This window comes from Micromonospora sp. U56, from assembly GCF_018070095.1.
Taxonomy (GTDB): domain Bacteria; phylum Actinomycetota; class Actinomycetes; order Mycobacteriales; family Micromonosporaceae; genus Micromonospora; species Micromonospora purpureochromogenes.
Window position 1 is genome coordinate 21501 of record NZ_JAGPYL010000036.1, and the last position, 15010, is coordinate 36510.

The 15010-nt window shown below is 72.3% G+C and carries 15 protein-coding genes; 8 read left to right on the plus strand and 7 right to left on the minus strand.

All coding sequences use genetic code 11. The features are described from left to right. The first annotated feature begins 141 nt into the window (after positions 1–141). Positions 142–1032, plus strand: a complete 891-nt coding sequence (locus tag KBX37_RS14830) for an LLM class flavin-dependent oxidoreductase (protein WP_210776480.1) — start codon at positions 142–144, stop codon at positions 1030–1032. Positions 1033–1142: 110 nt separating this feature from the next. Next, positions 1143–2030: an alpha/beta fold hydrolase gene (locus tag KBX37_RS14835; RefSeq protein WP_210776481.1), complete on the plus strand. Its 888-nt coding sequence runs from the start codon at positions 1143–1145 to the stop codon at positions 2028–2030. A 215-nt stretch (positions 2031–2245) separates the two neighbouring features. On the opposite strand, the gene KBX37_RS14840 is transcribed toward KBX37_RS14835, so the two are convergent. Beyond that, a complete protein-coding gene (locus KBX37_RS14840) occupies positions 2246–2620 on the minus strand; it encodes a hypothetical protein (protein WP_210776482.1) in 375 nt (124 codons plus the stop codon). A 174-nt stretch (positions 2621–2794) separates the two neighbouring features. Between KBX37_RS14840 and KBX37_RS14845 the strand changes: the two genes are divergently transcribed. Beyond that, positions 2795–3517, plus strand: coding sequence for a YsnF/AvaK domain-containing protein (locus KBX37_RS14845; RefSeq protein ID WP_210776483.1), 723 nt, complete (start codon positions 2795–2797; stop codon positions 3515–3517). Positions 3518–3685: 168 nt separating this feature from the next. Next, complete coding sequence (locus KBX37_RS14850; RefSeq protein WP_210776501.1) at positions 3686–4747, plus strand: winged helix DNA-binding domain-containing protein; 1062 nt, start codon at positions 3686–3688, stop codon at positions 4745–4747. Between the two features lie 85 nt (positions 4748–4832). On the opposite strand, the gene KBX37_RS14855 is transcribed toward KBX37_RS14850, so the two are convergent. From KBX37_RS14855 to KBX37_RS14875, 5 genes are all read right to left on the minus strand, one after another. Continuing rightward, positions 4833–5348, minus strand: coding sequence for a hypothetical protein (locus KBX37_RS14855; protein ID WP_210776484.1), 516 nt, complete (start codon positions 5346–5348; stop codon positions 4833–4835). A gap of 110 nt (positions 5349–5458) precedes the next feature. Continuing rightward, complete coding sequence (locus tag KBX37_RS14860) at positions 5459–6667, minus strand: ABC transporter ATP-binding protein (RefSeq protein WP_210776485.1); 1209 nt, start codon at positions 6665–6667, stop codon at positions 5459–5461. A gap of 9 nt (positions 6668–6676) precedes the next feature. Then, a complete protein-coding gene (locus KBX37_RS14865; RefSeq protein WP_210776486.1) occupies positions 6677–7510 on the minus strand; it encodes a carbohydrate ABC transporter permease in 834 nt (277 codons plus the stop codon). Between the two features lies 1 nt (position 7511). Then, the gene (locus KBX37_RS14870) at positions 7512–8507 is read right to left on the minus strand and encodes a carbohydrate ABC transporter permease (protein WP_154936138.1); all 996 of its coding nucleotides are present in this window, start codon (positions 8505–8507) and stop codon (positions 7512–7514) included. A 58-nt stretch (positions 8508–8565) separates the two neighbouring features. Then, complete coding sequence (locus KBX37_RS14875; protein WP_210776487.1) at positions 8566–9858, minus strand: ABC transporter substrate-binding protein; 1293 nt, start codon at positions 9856–9858, stop codon at positions 8566–8568. A 233-nt stretch (positions 9859–10091) separates the two neighbouring features. Between KBX37_RS14875 and KBX37_RS14880 the strand changes: the two genes are divergently transcribed. The 4 genes from KBX37_RS14880 to KBX37_RS14895 all read left to right on the plus strand — a co-directional run bounded on the left by KBX37_RS14880 (position 10092) and on the right by KBX37_RS14895 (position 12481). Next, positions 10092–10670, plus strand: a complete 579-nt coding sequence (locus KBX37_RS14880) for a DsbA family protein (protein ID WP_210776488.1) — start codon at positions 10092–10094, stop codon at positions 10668–10670. A gap of 139 nt (positions 10671–10809) precedes the next feature. Further along, positions 10810–11514: a VOC family protein gene (locus KBX37_RS14885; RefSeq protein ID WP_210776489.1), complete on the plus strand. Its 705-nt coding sequence runs from the start codon at positions 10810–10812 to the stop codon at positions 11512–11514. Positions 11515–11726: 212 nt separating this feature from the next. After that, a complete protein-coding gene (locus tag KBX37_RS14890) occupies positions 11727–12158 on the plus strand; it encodes a hypothetical protein (protein ID WP_210776490.1) in 432 nt (143 codons plus the stop codon). 47 nt (positions 12159–12205) lie between these two features. Continuing rightward, the gene (locus KBX37_RS14895) at positions 12206–12481 is read left to right on the plus strand and encodes a hypothetical protein (protein ID WP_210776491.1); all 276 of its coding nucleotides are present in this window, start codon (positions 12206–12208) and stop codon (positions 12479–12481) included. A gap of 149 nt (positions 12482–12630) precedes the next feature. Here the strand turns inward: KBX37_RS14895 and KBX37_RS14900 are convergent, their stop codons facing one another. Continuing rightward, positions 12631–14520: a BTAD domain-containing putative transcriptional regulator gene (locus KBX37_RS14900; RefSeq protein ID WP_210776492.1), complete on the minus strand. Its 1890-nt coding sequence runs from the start codon at positions 14518–14520 to the stop codon at positions 12631–12633. Between the last annotated feature and the right edge of the window lie 490 nt (positions 14521–15010).

Consider the following 15010-nt stretch of genomic DNA (forward strand, 5'->3'; position numbering starts at 1 on the left):
TGCCCCGGTGGACGCCGGCATCCCGGCACCAATCCGGGACCCGGATCGATGGACTGCCCGCGGCCGCGACGGGAAGGAGAGGCACATGAGCATCGGAACGCGCCGGCCCTCGTGCCCGCCCTACCCGGAGGCCGACCGGCGATGAGCGACTACGGTCACCCGCTGCTCTTCGGATCGTTCACCACACCGGCGAGCGACGACCCGGCGGGCACCGTCGCCCTCGCCGTCCTGGCCGAGCAGGTCGGGCTGGACCTGGTCACCTTCCAGGACCACCCCTACCAGCCGAAGCTGCTCGACACCTGGACGCTGCTGAGCTACGTCGCCGCGCGGACCAGCACGGTCGGCCTGTCGGCGAACGTGACGAACCTTCCGCTGCGCCCGCCGGCGGTCCTCGCGCGCAGCGTGGCGAGCCTCGACCTGCTCAGCGGCGGCCGGGTCCGGCTGGGCCTGGGGGCGGGCGCGTTCTGGGACGCCATCGAGGCGATGGGCGGCCGCCGGCTCACCCCGGCGCAGGGGGTGCGGGCCCTGGATGAGGCCATCGACGTCATCCGCCAACTGTGGGACGCCGACGTGCGCGGCGGCGTGCGGGTCGACGGCGAGTTCCACCGGGTGCACGGCGCCAAGCGCGGCCCGACCCCCGCCCACCCGGTGCCGATCTGGCTGGGCGCCTACAAACCCCGGATGCTCGCCCTCACCGGCCGCCGGGCCGACGGCTGGCTCCCGTCGCTGGGCTACCTCCAGCCCGGCGACCTGACCACCGGCAACCGGACCATCGACGACGCCGCCCAGCAGGCCGGCCGGGCGCCGCGGGACGTCCGGCGGCTGCTCAACATCACCGGACGGTTCGGCGCGGTCGGTCGCGGCCCGCTAAACGGACCCGCTGAGCAGTGGGCCGAGGAACTGGCGGACCTGGCCCTGAGCGAGGGCGTCAGCGTCTTCATCCTCGGCAGCGACGATGCCGACGACCTGCGCCGATTCGCCGCCGAGGTGGCGCCCGCCGCCCGCGAGCTGGTCGCCGCCGACCGGCGCTGAACCGGCGGCGCCAACGGCAGGGAATTCCGGGATCCGGGCCAGCCGGGGCGGCTCTCCCGCGCCCGGCGGGGCGGGGTTTGCCCGGGTCGGGGGCGGGGTAGGGCGGGGCCATGGGAGCCGTTGCCGTGGCGCACCGGATCGTCGACGTCGACGGCATCCGCACGTTCTACCGGGAAGCCGGGCCGGTGGACGCCCCGGTGGTGCTGCTGCCGCACGGCTACCCGTGCTCGTCGTTCCAGTTCCGCAACCTGATGCCGGCGCTCGGCGACCGCTGGCGGCTGCTCGCCCCCGACCTTCCGGGCTTCGGCTACACCCGGGCCGACGCGGCGCCGTTCGCCTACACCTTCGACGGGTACGCGGACTTCCTGCGCCGGTTCACCGACGTCCTCGGGTTGCGCCACTACGCCATCTACCTGCAGGACTACGGCTCCCAGTTCGGGCTGCGACTGGCGATGAGCGCGCCGGAACGGGTCGCGGCACTGGTCATCCAGAACGGCGACATCTACGAGGACCAGCACGGGCCCAAGTACGCGCCGCTGAAGGAGATGTGGGCCGACCCCAGCCCGCAGGCGCTGGCCGAGGTGGCCGAACACGTCTCGGAGAGCGGGTTCCGCGCCGAGTTCCTGGGCGAGGTGCCCGGCGAGATCGCCGAGCGGATCAGCCCCGACCTGTGGACGCTCTCCTGGGCGCAGGTGGGCCGGCCGCCGGGCCCCGACCACCTCGTGCACCTGCTCGCCGACCAGCGGAGCACCGTCGACTGGTTCCCGCGTCAGCAGGCGTACCTGCGGGAGCACCGGCCACCCACGCTGATCGTCTGGGGGCCGCACGACGGGTACATGCCCGAGGGGGCCGCCCGCGCGTACCTGCGCGACCTGCCGGACGCGGAGCTGCACCTGCTCGACGGCGGCCACTGGCTGCTGGAGACCCACCTCGACGAGGTGGTGTCCCTGATGCGCGACTTCCTCGGCCGCGTCCACCATCCCGGCGCCGAGACGTAGCCGGCTCAAGATTTGCGCAAGTTCCCTGCGGGGAGGTGCCCGCCGGTCTCGCCGACCCGGGATCCTGGTCGCACGGGTGCCGGCGGCCCGGGACGCCGCCGACGCACGATGGACCTGAACGGGGGATCGCGCTCCGCCCGCGGGAGCGGGCGTAGCGCGATCAGGGCCCGTGTCAGCTGGGGGCTCCGCCACCGGGTCGGCGGCCCGTGTCCGGCTCAGTCGTCAAGTCGGTCGCGCAGGTCGTCGACCTGTTGCTGGAGGCGGTTCACCGCACCCTCGTCGTTGACGAAGGTGCTGATCCCGGCCGCGAGGGCCAACCCGAGCAGCACCGCCAGCACGCTGAGCACCAGCCCGCCGATCGCGACCCCCCGCCCGGTCACCCCCGGGCGGCGGCTCATCTTCAGCCCGAAGATCCCCAGGATCACCCCGATGATCCCGAGCAGCAGACCGATCCAGGCGAGGATGGCGGTCAGCACGCTGAACAGCGCCGCCACGCCGAACACCAGGGCGAAGGTGGCGGCGGCACTGGTCTTGGCCGGGGTACCCCCGGTGGAGCGGGCGCGCGGGGCGGGCTCACTGGACGCGGTCATCTCATACCTCGCATTCTTCGCTACGGTCCCGGACGGCGCATCCCCCGTGTCCCGACACTTATGCGTCCCCTCCGGCACCTGTCCTCCCGCTGCTGCTATCCACGGCCGTCCCCACGAATGTGCTTCGCGCGGGCCGGGTAGCCAGGTCGTGACCCACGAGAGGAAGGACGAACGATGCGACTCACCGAACAGCAGGTTCGCTCGCTGTACGGGCAGGACGTCCAGGACCGCTCGGGCGCCAAGATCGGCAGTGTGGGCCAGGTCTGGGCCGACGCCGCCGGCGAGCCCACCTGGGTCAGCGTGAAGACCGGCGTGATGGGCCACCACGAGTCCATGGCGCCGCTGGCCGGAGCCGGGATGGCCGAGGGTCGCCTGCGGGTGCCGTACGACAAGGCGACCGTGCGCAGCGCGCCCGCCGTCGAGTCGGGCACCGAGGCGCCGCTCGGCTCGGACCAGCTCGCCCAGCTCTACCGGCACTACCAGCTCCAGCAGCAGCAGGAGCAGCCGCAGCGGCGGCCCGGTGCGCCGGAGATGACCCGGTCCGAGGAGCGGCTGCGGGTCGGTACCCAGAGCGAGCCGGCGGGCAAGGCGCGGCTGAGCAAGCACGTGGTGACCGAGGACGTGCACACCACGGTTCCGGTCGAGCACGACGAGGTACGGGTGGTGCGCGAGCCGATCACCGCGGCGAACCGCGGCGACATCCGGCCGGACATCCGCGACGAGCAGCGGGAGATGGAGCTGCGCGCCGAGCGGCCGGTGGTCAGCAAGGACCAGGTGCCGGTCGAGCGGGTTCGGCTGACCAAGGACGAGATCGTCGAGGATGAGCCGATCGACGCGCAGGTCCGCCGCGAGCGGGTCGACGCGGACGTGCCGGAGCCGGCACGCCGGCGGCGCTGACCGCGACCGCCACAGGCGATGATCGTGGACGTCGGGCGGGTGGGCCACGGCCCGCCCGCCCGGCGGCGTGTCCGGATCGGTGTCGGTGCCGCCGCCTAGGCTGACCGTCGTTCCCGGGCGAAGGGCGGCACCGTGCGGTTGACCGGCGACGAGGCGTTGGCGTTACGGATGACCAGCCTGCTGTTGCGGGAGCACCCGCGCGGCCGGCCGCGGGACGTCGCCGGCGTGGTCGAGTGGTTCGGCGCGATGCAGGCGCAGGACGCGGCGAGCGGCCGGTGGTCGCTGGGCACCCGGCTGCCCGGGTGGACGGTGGCGGACGTGCGGGCGGCGCTGGAGCGCCGGGAGGCGTTGCGGACCTGGCCGATGCGGGGCACCGTGCACCTCGTACCCCCGCGGGACGCCCGCTGGATGCTCCAGGTGACCGGCGTGCGGGCGCTGAGCGGCGCGGCGGCCCGCCGGGCCGCGCTCGGCCTCACCGAGGCCGACGCCGACCGGGCGGCCGACGTGCTCGGGGCGGCGCTGGCCGGCGGTGGCCGGCTCACCCGCGCCGAGTGCCTGGCCACCCTGACCGCCGCCGGCCTCGACCCGTCCGGCCAGCGCGGCTACCACCTGCTCTGGTACGCGAGCCAGCGCGGCGTCACCTGCATCGCCCCGCACGTCGGGACCGAGCAGACCTTCGCCCTGCTCGACGAGTGGGCGCCCGAGCCGCGCCGTCCCGAACGCGACGAGGCGCTCGGCCTGCTGGCGCTGACATACTTCCGGTCCCACGGGCCGACCACCCGGCAGGACTTCGCCGGGTGGACGGGGCTGACCGCGGCGGACGCCCGGCGGGGCATCGCGGTGGCCGGCGACGACCTGGCCACGGTGGAGGTGGACGGGGTGCCGGCCGTGCTCGACGCGGCGCTGCTCGACGCGCCCCGCACCGCGCGCGACGACGTGCTGGCGCTGCCCGGGTTCGACGAGTACCTGCTCGGCTACAAGGACCGCACGCTGATGCTCGACCCGGCGCATCGGCAGGCCGTGGTCCCCGGCGGCAACGGCGTCTTCCAGTCCACGATCGGGCGCGGCGGCGGGGTGGTCGGCACCTGGAAGCGCACCATCGGCCGGGCCCGGGTCAGCGTGACCGTGCGGCAGCTGACCCCGTTCGACGACTCGGTGCGCGGCCGGGTCGAGGTGGCCCTCACCCGGTACGCCGACTTCCTCGGCCACGGCATCGAGTGCAAGTGGTGACGGAAACACCACCAGAAGGGATTCCAACCGCTTACTGAAGCGTGGGCCATCGGACGCACCAACGGCTGTCGACAAAGACGCCCTCTTAGCGCAGATCGTCGCTCAATCGGGCGCCGGCAGCGACCCTTACCCGGTCCAGACGCTCCTCATCAGCGTCGATGAGGGTCAGGATCTCGTAGGCGCAGCTCACCGCTCCCATGGTCAGGCCCGAAAAGACCTCGCGGTACAGCAGCCAGATGCCGCCCTGAGCGGCAGCAGCGCACTCGGCCGGAAGATCCCTGCCCTGGCGCGCGAGTTCGAACGGCTGACCTTCGCCAGCAATTATGAACAGCAGCGCCTTCAGGAACGTGAAGCGCGCTGCCAGGGAGGTCTTGTCGGCCAAGGCCGCCAGCGCCACGGAGACCATCGGCAGCGCCGGCTCCATGAGCACGGACGGGGAAACCATGAAATGGCCATCGAGCGCCACCCGGTCCACGTCACTGTCGGACTGTGCCCGGGCGAGCTTCAACAAGTCACCAGCCAGGTGCGCCGCCGACCTGCCACACCCGCACCGCAGGGACTTCCAGTCGTGTCCCGCGATCTCAAGTTCAACGATCTCCATTTTGTTGACCAGTCCCTCCCCTCCGGCGCGCCCATGGTGCCGCTGGAGCCCTGGGGCGGCAACGCGAGAGGGCCGGGGGTGCATACCCACCGGCCCCTCGGCGACGACCGTCAGTCGGCCAGCGCGCCCGCGGCCCGTCCCTCGTGCAGGGTCAGGTTGCGCCCGCTGGACGGGTCGAACAGGTGGATCTTCTCCAGGTTGAACCAGACCCGGCGGCTCGTGCCCTCCGTCACCGGGGACTCGGCCGACAGGCGGGTGACCAGGCTGGCGCCGGTGCCGGTGAAGTCGGCGGCGCCGGCGTCGGCGGCCAGCTCCTCCAGTTCGGCGGCGCTGGCCCGCTCCCCCTCGACGGTGAAGTAGACGTACTTGTCCGAGCCCATCGACTCGACGATGTCCACCGGCGCCTCGAACTCCATGCCCCGGCGGCGGGTCTCGTCGTCCACCAGCTCGGCGTCCTCGAAGTGCTCGGGACGGATGCCGAGGATCAGCTCGCGGGGAGCGTCGGCCCCCTCGAGCTGCCGGCGGAGCCGGTCGCCGATCGGCACGTCGCCGAGCGCCGTCCGCAGGGTGCCGTCGGAGACCGCCGCATGCAGGAAGTTCATCGACGGGGAACCGATGAAACCGGCGACGAAGAGGTTGCGGGGGTGGTCGTAGAGCTCCTGCGGCGGGCCGACCTGCTGCACCGCACCGCCCCGCATGATCACCACCCGGTCGCCGAGGGTCATCGCCTCGGTCTGGTCGTGGGTGACGTAGACGGTGGTGGTGCCGAGCTGCTTCTGCAGCCGGGACACCACGGTACGCATCTGCACCCGCAGCTTGGCGTCCAGGTTGGACAGCGGCTCGTCCATCAGGAACGCCTTGGGCTGGCGGACGATGGCCCGACCCATCGCCACCCGCTGGCGCTGGCCGCCGGAGAGGTTGGCCGGCTTGCGGTCCAGCAGCGCGGTCAGCTCCAGGACCTTGGCCGCCTCGTCCACCTTCTGGTTGATGGTCTCCTTGTCCAGCTTCTGCAGCCGCAGCGGGAAGGCCATGTTCTCCCGGACGGTCATGTTCGGGTAGAGCGCGTACGACTGGAACACCATCGCGATGTCCCGGTCCCGGGGCGCCTTGTCGTTCACCCGCTGCCCGGCGATGCGCAGCTCGCCGGAGCTGATGTCCTCCAACCCGGCGATCATGTTGAGGGTGGTGGACTTCCCGCAGCCGGAGGGGCCGACCAGGATGACGAACTCGCCGTCGGCGATCTCCAGATCGACGTCCTGCACCGCCACGGTCCCGTCCGGGAACCGCTTGCTCACCTTGTCGAGCACGATGTCTGCCACGACTACCACCTATCCCTTGACTGCGCCGGAGGTCAGTCCGGAGACGATGCGGCGCTGGAAGAAGAGCACGAACAGGATGATCGGAATGGTGATCACCACGGCGGCGGCGCAGATCGCCCCGGTGGGATCCTCGAACTGCGACTCGCCGGTGAAGAACGACAGCGCCACCGGCACCGTGCGGGCCCGCTCGGTGGAGGTGAGCGTGATCGCGAAGAGGAAGTCGTTCCAGCAGAAGATGAAGACCAGGATCGCCGTGGTGAACAGGCCGGGCGCGGCCAGCGGGGCGATCACCCGCCGGAACGCCTGGCCCTGGGTGGCGCCGTCCATCTTCGCCGCCTTCTCCAGGTCCCACGGGATCTGCTTGAAGAACGCCGACAGCGTGTAGATCGCCAGCGGCAGCGCGAAGGTGATGTACGGCAGGATCAGGCCCGGCCAGGTGTCGAAGAGGCCGAGCTGCCGCTCGATCTCGAACAGCGGCGACACCAGCGACACCTGCGGGAACATCGCGATCAGCAGGGAGACGCCGACCAGCAGCTTCTTCCCGGGGAAGTCCAGCCGCGAGATCGCGTACGCGGCCATCGCCCCGAGCACCACCGCGATCAGCGTGGCGATCAGCGCGATGCTGATCGAGTTGACCAGCGCCCGGACGAACTGGTCGGTGTCGAAGATCGTCCGGTAGTTGTCCAGCGTCCACTCGCGGGGGACGAACTTCCCGTCGGTGAGGGTGGCCGGGGTCTTGAACGACAGCGAGGCGATCCAGAGCACCGGGATCAGCGCGAAGACGACGACGATGACGTCCAGCAGACCCCAGCGCAGCTTCGCCCGGGTGGTGGTTTCGGCCATGTCAGCGCCTCTCCCCGTCGTCGCTGCCCGGGGCAGCGGTACCGAACAGCTTCACGAAGACGAAGGCGATGATCGCCACGGTGAGGAAGATCAGCACCGACATCGTGGAACCGATGCCGAGGTTGAGGCCCCGGATCAGGTTGTTGTAGGCGAGCATCGACACCGAGGAGGTCTCGTTGCCGCCCGCCGTCAGCACGAAGATGTTGTCGAAGACCCGGAACGCGTCCAGGGTGCGGAACAGCAGCGCGACCAGGATCGCCGGCTTCATCACCGGCAGCATCACCTTGGTGAACCGCTGCCAGGCGGTCGCCCCGTCGGTGGAGGCGGCCTTGAGCAGGTCCTCCGGGACCAGTGCCAGCCCGGCCATCAGCAGCAGGGCCATGAACGGGGTGGTCTTCCAGATCTCGGCCAGCATGATGATCGCCAGCGAGCTGGCCCGCTCGGTCAGCGGTGCGCTGCCGTCGAAGAGGTTGGCCAGGTAGCCGGTGCCGGGCGTCCAGGCGTACCGCCAGGAGAAGGCGGCCACGACCGTGACGATGCCGTACGGGATCAGCGCGGCGGTGCGGACGATGCCCCGGCCGACCAGCGTCCGGTGCATGATCAGCGCCAGCCCCATGCCGAGCACCAGCTCGACCGCGACGGTGACCACCGTGATCAGCATGGTGACGCCGAACGCGGTCCACCAGAATTCGTTGGTCAGCACGGTGACGTAGTTCTCCAGCCCGATGAACTCGCGCTGGTCGGGGAAGCGCAGGTCGAAGCGCTGCAGCGACAGCCAGACCGAGTAGATGATCGGGTAGGCGGTCACCAGCAGCATGACCAGCGCGGCCGGGGCGCAGAGCAGCCAGCCCAGCCGGCGCTCGGCCTTCTTGTTCTCGCTCAGCGGGGTCTTCGCCCGGCGGCCGGCCCGCTGGGCGGGCACCGCCGCGTGCCGGCCGGTGGGCCGCTCGGCCTCGGCCGCGACCTCCGCCCCGGTGGGAGTGGCGTTGATGCTCATGCCGTCACCTCCGGACGGTCGCCGCCACCGGTCGGCCGGCGGCGCTGGGTTCGCTGGGTCACGGCAGGACCCCCTTGGACTGGAGGGCGTCGGAGATCGCGTCGCGCAGCTCGTCGGCCGTCCGGTCCGGCTGGATCGCCGACGGCGGCGACAGGATCGCGGACATCACCGTGGAGATGCTCTGGTACGCCGGGGTCAGCGGTCGGACCGCCGGCTCCTTGAGCTCGTCGAGGATGGTCTCCTTCATCGGGTACGCCTCGGCCATCTCCGGGTCGTCGTAGACCTTCTCGATGGTCGGCGGCACGCCGTCGTTGATGGCGGAGAACTTCTGGTTCTTCTCGTTGCGGATGCACCTGGCCGCCTCGAAGGACTCCGTCGGGTGCTTCGAGTAGGCGCTGACCGCCATGTTCACCCCGCCGATGGTGACCTTGCTCGGGGTGTTCGCGTCGATGCCCGGCACCCGGGCCCACTTGACCTTCTTGGCCAGCTCCGGGTCCGCCTCCTGCAATGCCGGGTAGACGAAGGGCCAGTTGACCTGGAAGGCGCCGCCGCCGGCCTGGAACTCCAGCCGTACCGGGTCCTCGGTGGCGTTGCTGAACGACGGCGAGGCCACGCCCGACGTGGCGAAGCGCTTGAGCTGGTCCAGCGCCTTGACCGTCCCGTCGTCCATCACGGCCTGCTTGCCGTCGTCGCTGAGGATCTTTCCGCCGGCGCTCTCGGCCAGGGTGTTGTAGAGGACGACCAGTCCCTCGTACTGGGCGCCCATGGTGAGCACCTGGTACGGCTTGCCCTGTCCCTTCAGGTCCTGGGCTGCCTTGATCATGTCGTCCCAGCTGGTCGGCGCCTGCGGCACCAGGTCACTGCGGTACCAGAGCAGCTGCACGTTGGTGTTCTTCGGGGCGGCGTAGAGCTTGCCCTCGTACCGGGCGGTCTCCAGTGGGCCGGTCAGCGTGCCCTGCTCCACCTCGGCCTTGTCCTGGCCGGTCCACTCGCGGATCCAGTCGGCGCTGGCGAACTCCTGGGTCCAGGTGACGTCGAGGCCGAGCACGTCCATCCCGGGGTCCTGCGCGGCCAGCCGACGGACCAGCTGCACCCGCTGGTCGTCGGCCTGCCGCGGCAGCACCCGGTAGGCGATCCGGTAACGCCCCTGTGCCTGGGCGTTGCAGTCGTCGACCACCTTCTGCAGGTTCTGCTCCGGCGGGTAGTACAGGTTGATCGTGGGCGTACCGCCGCTTCCGCCATCGGAGCCGCAGGCCGCCAGTGGCGCGACCAGCGCCAGCGCGGCGGACGCCGCCCCGAGCCGGACGCCCGGACGGCGCCGATGTCGGGTCGCTTCGGGGTCTGTCGTCATCGCCCTCCCCCTTTCCTCGGCGAGAGACCGGGGGAAGGCCCGTGCCCCGGCGCACGGCGAGACGGCCCGGGCGGTAGGCGGTGGAATCGCGCCAAGTCCGGGCGTTTCGTGCGCCCACAGTGCCCGACCCGCGACGGCGCGAAACCTCACCGTGACGACGCGCATTGTCCGGGCGCGGGTGTACCGGAGATCACCGCGGTGCGGGTCCATCCGCCCCGCCGTAGGCTCGGCTGATGGATGCGACCTTCTTCTTCGACCCCGCCTGCCCGTGGACCTGGCGCGCCTCGCGCTGGCTGGTGCGGGTCGCCGAGGCCCGGGGGCTCAGCGTCGAGTGGCGGGCGTTCAGCCTGGCGATCCTCAACGAAGGCAACGTCCCGCCGCAGTTCGCCGACGCGCTGACCGCGTCGAGCCGGGCGCTGCGGCTGGTGGAGGCGCTGCGCGCCCAGGGCCGTCCCGAGGACGTCGCCCGCTTCTACGCCGAACTCGGCGCACGCAGCCACGACGCGGGCAACCCGCTCGCCGCGTCGATCGTGACCGCGGCCGTCGACGCGGCCGGGCTGGGCGAGGCGGCGCCGGCCCTCGACGACGAGCGCTGGGACGAGGCGGTACGCGAGTCGCACGCCCTCGCGTACGCGTCGGCGGGTCCGGACATCGGCGCGCCGGTGCTGATGGTGCCGGGCGCGGAGCGCGGCATCCACGGGCCGATCCTGACCGCGGTGCCCGAGCTCGACGACGCGCTGACCATCTGGGACTCGCTGCTGCCGCTGCTGCGGGTGCCGGCCTTCCACGAGGTCAAGCGCGGCCGCCGCTGACTTCCCCCGGCCCGCGGCTCACGGTTCGCGGCGTGTCGCGGTGTCCTGCCTGTGGGAGACCGCGACACGCCGCACACCGCGTGGATCATGAGGGTGGGTGGGGCGGGCTGATGTCGGGGTGGGCGGGCATGATGACCGGATGATCGCGCGCTTCAAGGACCTCTGCATGGACGCCGCCGACACCCGCTCGCTGGCCGGGTTCTGGGCCCGGATCCTCGGTGGCGAGGTGGTCGACACCGGCGACGGCGACTTCCGGGTCGACCCGCGGCCGGGCGGGGCCGGGCCGGAGTCGATCTGGGTCAACCGGGTGCCCGAGCCGCGTACCGGCAAGACCCGGGTCCACCTGGACCTGCGACTGGCCGACGCCGACCCGGCGGCACTGCTGGCCGCGGGCGCCCGGCTGGTACGGGAGCCCGACGCCGAGATCAGCTGGTGGGTGCTCGCCGACCCGGAGGGCAACCAGTTCTGCGCGTTCGCGCCGCGGGAGGGCCGGCGGTCCGGGCCGTTCGAGCTGGTGGTGGACAGCGCCGACCCGACCGCCCAGGCCACCTGGTGGGCGGGCGTGGTGGGCGGCCGGGTGAAGACCTCGGCGGAGGGCCACGTCTCGGTGGTCGGCGCGGCCGGCTTCCCGTGGGACTACTGGGTCTTCGACCCAGTGTCGGAGCGCAAGCGGGTCAAGAACCGGGTGCACTGGGACGTCGACCTGGCCGGCCCGGACGCCACCGCCCTGATCGCCGCCGGGGCGACGCTGCTGCGCGAGCCCGGCGCCGAGATCAGCTGGTGGGTGCTCGCCGACCCGGAGGGCAACGAGTTCTGCGCCTTCGCCCCGCGCCGGCCGGCCTGACCGGCGGGCGATCCCAGCAGGTGGGCGCGGTGGGGCTACCCCGCGCCCGCCCGGTCGACTAGCGTCAGGTGAGCTTCACCAGCCAGCGCGTCGCCGTCGAAGTCGATACGCCTCCGGCCGACCCCAGCCCGCCCGAACGGTTGGTTCTCGCGCGAACTTCCCTCCGCCGGTCCACCGGTTGGGCAGGATCGTCCCCACGAGGAGGTGCCGTCGTGCAGGACACCCGCGCTCTCGCCCTGACGTTCGAGGTGAGCGGCCTGCCACCGGTCAAGACCGAGGCGCTGTCCATCTTCGCCGCCGGACACCGGCAGGCGACGAGGGTCCGCGCCCTGCTCCAGGCGGCCTGCGCCGCGGCCCAGCGCACCGGCTGGACACCGCTGGCCGGGCCCGTCGAGGTCGACCTGATCCTGCGCTGCCCACCGGGGCACCGCACCTCGGACGCCAGCACCCTGCTCGGCGGGGTGTGCGCGGTGCTCCAGGACAAGAAGCGGGTCGCCAACATCGGGCTGGCCCATCTCGGTGTCCTGGTCGACGTCGCGCTCTACGACGACGACCGGCAGATCCGGCGGCTGTCGTACGCGGAGGAGCCCGCGGAGGACTTCTCGTACCAGGTCCGGGTGGCCGCCGTACCGGCCGGGGTTTGACCGACGACCGCGGTGGGGTACCGCGGACGCCGACGAAGGGAGCGCCGATGTCGGAGCCACATGTCACGCTCGATCCGAGCGCGCTGGATCCCGTGCAGGAGAAGCTGCGCGGCGCGCTGGAGGATCAGCTGACCTCGGCCCTGCAGGCGGCCACCGAACGGGTCCGGGCCACCTATGCGGGCGAGCCGGTCGAGCAGGTCTGCCAGCGGCTGCTCGACGAGACCCGCGCCGGGCTGCACCCGGACATCGCGGCCGGGTTCAACCCGGACATGGACGAGTTCTGTCGGGTGGCGGTGGCCATCGTGCGCGGCTCGACCTCCTGACGCAGGCGCCGTCCGACCGGGCCGGCCCCGCACCGGACCCGTCGGCCCGCAAGGGCGGTGTGCGCTGACGAGTCAGGACTCGGCGTCACCGCCCGCTGCAGCCCTTCAGGGCGAGATCGCCGGTGGCTGGCACTCCGAGCGGCAACCTGTCAGGCGGCCAGCGGATCCACCCGCCAACCGGTCAACGGATGCGCCGCGACGGGCGGCGCCGCGGTCAGTTCCGCGGCGTACTCCCGGACCAGCCCCGGCAGCCGGTACCGGCCGGGCTCGTCGCGGTGGACCAGGTGCGCGTCGACCAGCTCGTCCAGGGCGCGACGCAGCCGGGAGGCGGAGACGCCGAGCTGCCGGGCCGCCCGGTCGGGCTGGAGCGGGGCGTCGGGCGCCGCGCCGAGCAGCACCAGGAGTTGCCCGGCCACCTCGTCCTCGGCACGCACCGCCGCGACGACGGCCGCGAGGCTGGCCCGCACCGACAGGTCCTCGTAGTCCAGCAGGTCCAACTGCTCCCGCCCGTCGGCGAGCTGGCTGATCAGGGCCTCCACCGACCTGCCCGGCCGGGCCGCCAGGCGCATGCCGGCGATGCGCAGGGCGAGCACCGAACCGGCGCAGAGGCGTACCAGTTCGGCGGTGGCCGTCGCGTCGGCGACCAGCCGCTGCGGGCCGGCGAGCGTGCCGAGCAGGTCACGCGCCTCGGCGGCGCCCAGCGGGCGCAGCGTCACCCGCCGTACCCCGTCCAGGCTGCTCAGTCGGGTCTGGCCGACCACCAGGAGGGCCGGACCGGGCCCGGCCGGCAGCAACGGTCGCACCTGGGCGGCCCGGGTGACGCCGTCGACGACCAGCAGCAGCCGACGACCAGCGACCAGCGACCGGAACCAGCCGGCCCGCTCGTCGGTGTTCTCCGGTACGTCGGCGGGGGCGACCCCGAGCGCGCGCAGCACCCGCGCCAGCACCTCACCCGGGGTCACCGAGCGCTGGTGGCCGAGGTCGACGAAGACCTGCCCGTCCGGGAAGGCACTCGCGACGGTGTGCGCGGCGCGTACCGCCAGGGCGGTCTTGCCGCTGCCGAAGGCGCCGGTGACCACCACCGTCGCCGGTGCCGTACCGCCGAGGGCCGTGACCACCTCGGCGGTCTCCCGGGCGCGGCCGACGAAGGTGACCAGGGCCGCCGGCAGCTCTCGGGGGACGGTCCAGCCGACGCTCCCGGCGGGCCACGGCGCAGGCGTCGGCGCGTCGCCCGGCGGCGCCGGCGGCGCAGCGACCGGCACGGTCGTCGTCGTGACCGGGACGGCCGGCGGGGTGTACGCCAGCTCCGAAGCCCGGTCCAGCATCGCGCGGTGCAGGTTGGTCAGCTCCTCGCCCGGCTCGATGCCGAGCTCCTCGTCCAGTATGGCCCGGGCGTCCCGATACACCGTCAGCGCCGCCGGGACGTCCCCGCAGCGGTAGAGAGCGAGCATGAGCTGCCCCCAGGCACGCTCGCGCAGCGGGTGCGCGGCAAGGTGCACGCGTAGCTGGGGCAGGAGCTGTCCGTGCTCGCCGGCGGCGAGCCGCGCCTCGGCGAGTTCCTCGAACACCTGGAGCCGCTGCTCGTCGAGGCTCGCCCACCGGCTGTCCAGCACGGTGCCACGAGGCAGGCCGTCACCCGAAGCCCCGCGCCAGTGCGCGAGCGCGGCGGTGAGAGTGGTGACGGCACCGGCTGGATCGGCCGTGGCGAGCAGTGCCCGCCCTTCTCCCGCCAGCCGGTGGAACTCGGTGACGTCCAGCTCGTGCGGCGACAACCGCAGCTGGTACGCGTTGGGCCGGGCGACCAATCGGTCGCCCAGCTCCCGGCGCAGGCCGGCGGCGTGGGAACGCAGATTCGCCACCGCGGAGGCCGGTGGGATGTCGGCCCACACCATGTCTGCCAGCCGTTGCAACGAGACCGACTGGTTCGCCTCCATCGCCAGGCCGGCGAGGACGGCTTGCCGCTTGGCCGCGCCCGGCGTGACGACCTGGTCGTCCACGCGCAGCTCCATGCTGCCCAGAAGCCGAATCTGCAGTTTCATCGCCGCTCCCCCGTTGAACCCGAGCGCGCCCAGGTTAGGTGCACGGTTGCGGGTGCAACAAGGGAGAAATCGGGCAATGAAAGGTGACGAATATCAATGACCGGAGACGGTGTGTCGCGGTAACGAGAAGGGGGCCGGAAGCGCTCCCGCGCGCGGTCACACGGTGTGATCGTCCTCGCCGTGGGCTTGCTGGGTCACCGACCAGTGCACTGCCCAAATATTGCCAGCTCGAAACAACGACGAGAGCGATCCATATCAGTCCACACCGGAGAAGGCGGTCCGCCAAGCACCCGGACGGGCGAGGGACGTGCGACTCCGGTGTGTCACGATCTCCGTCCGGCCGGTCCGGCGATCCACTCGATGGGGCACCGTTCAACTTCGGTTTGGCCCGCGTCAGCCGATCGGTCGAGCCGACAATCCTCGCCACATCCATCGCGCCCGCCTGGGCGACTCGGTCGCCACCTGCACGGCGACGCCAGCGGGCGCAGCG

Coding starts and splice junctions, on each gene's coding strand:
- KBX37_RS14830 (WP_210776480.1), top strand. CDS start 142: ATGAGCGACTACGGTCACCCGCTGCTCTTCGGATCGTTCACCACACCG.
- KBX37_RS14835 (WP_210776481.1), top strand. CDS start 1,143: ATGGGAGCCGTTGCCGTGGCGCACCGGATCGTCGACGTCGACGGCATC.
- KBX37_RS14840 (WP_210776482.1), bottom strand. CDS start 2,620: ATGACCGCGTCCAGTGAGCCCGCCCCGCGCGCCCGCTCCACCGGGGGT.
- KBX37_RS14845 (WP_210776483.1), top strand. CDS start 2,795: ATGCGACTCACCGAACAGCAGGTTCGCTCGCTGTACGGGCAGGACGTC.
- KBX37_RS14850 (WP_210776501.1), top strand. CDS start 3,686: ATGACCAGCCTGCTGTTGCGGGAGCACCCGCGCGGCCGGCCGCGGGAC.
- KBX37_RS14855 (WP_210776484.1), bottom strand. CDS start 5,348: ATGGAGATCGTTGAACTTGAGATCGCGGGACACGACTGGAAGTCCCTG.
- KBX37_RS14865 (WP_210776486.1), bottom strand. CDS start 7,510: ATGGCCGAAACCACCACCCGGGCGAAGCTGCGCTGGGGTCTGCTGGAC.
- KBX37_RS14870 (WP_154936138.1), bottom strand. CDS start 8,507: ATGAGCATCAACGCCACTCCCACCGGGGCGGAGGTCGCGGCCGAGGCC.
- KBX37_RS14875 (WP_210776487.1), bottom strand. CDS start 9,858: ATGACGACAGACCCCGAAGCGACCCGACATCGGCGCCGTCCGGGCGTC.
- KBX37_RS14880 (WP_210776488.1), top strand. CDS start 10,092: ATGGATGCGACCTTCTTCTTCGACCCCGCCTGCCCGTGGACCTGGCGC.
- KBX37_RS14885 (WP_210776489.1), top strand. CDS start 10,810: ATGATCGCGCGCTTCAAGGACCTCTGCATGGACGCCGCCGACACCCGC.
- KBX37_RS14895 (WP_210776491.1), top strand. CDS start 12,206: ATGTCGGAGCCACATGTCACGCTCGATCCGAGCGCGCTGGATCCCGTG.
- KBX37_RS14900 (WP_210776492.1), bottom strand. CDS start 14,520: ATGAAACTGCAGATTCGGCTTCTGGGCAGCATGGAGCTGCGCGTGGAC.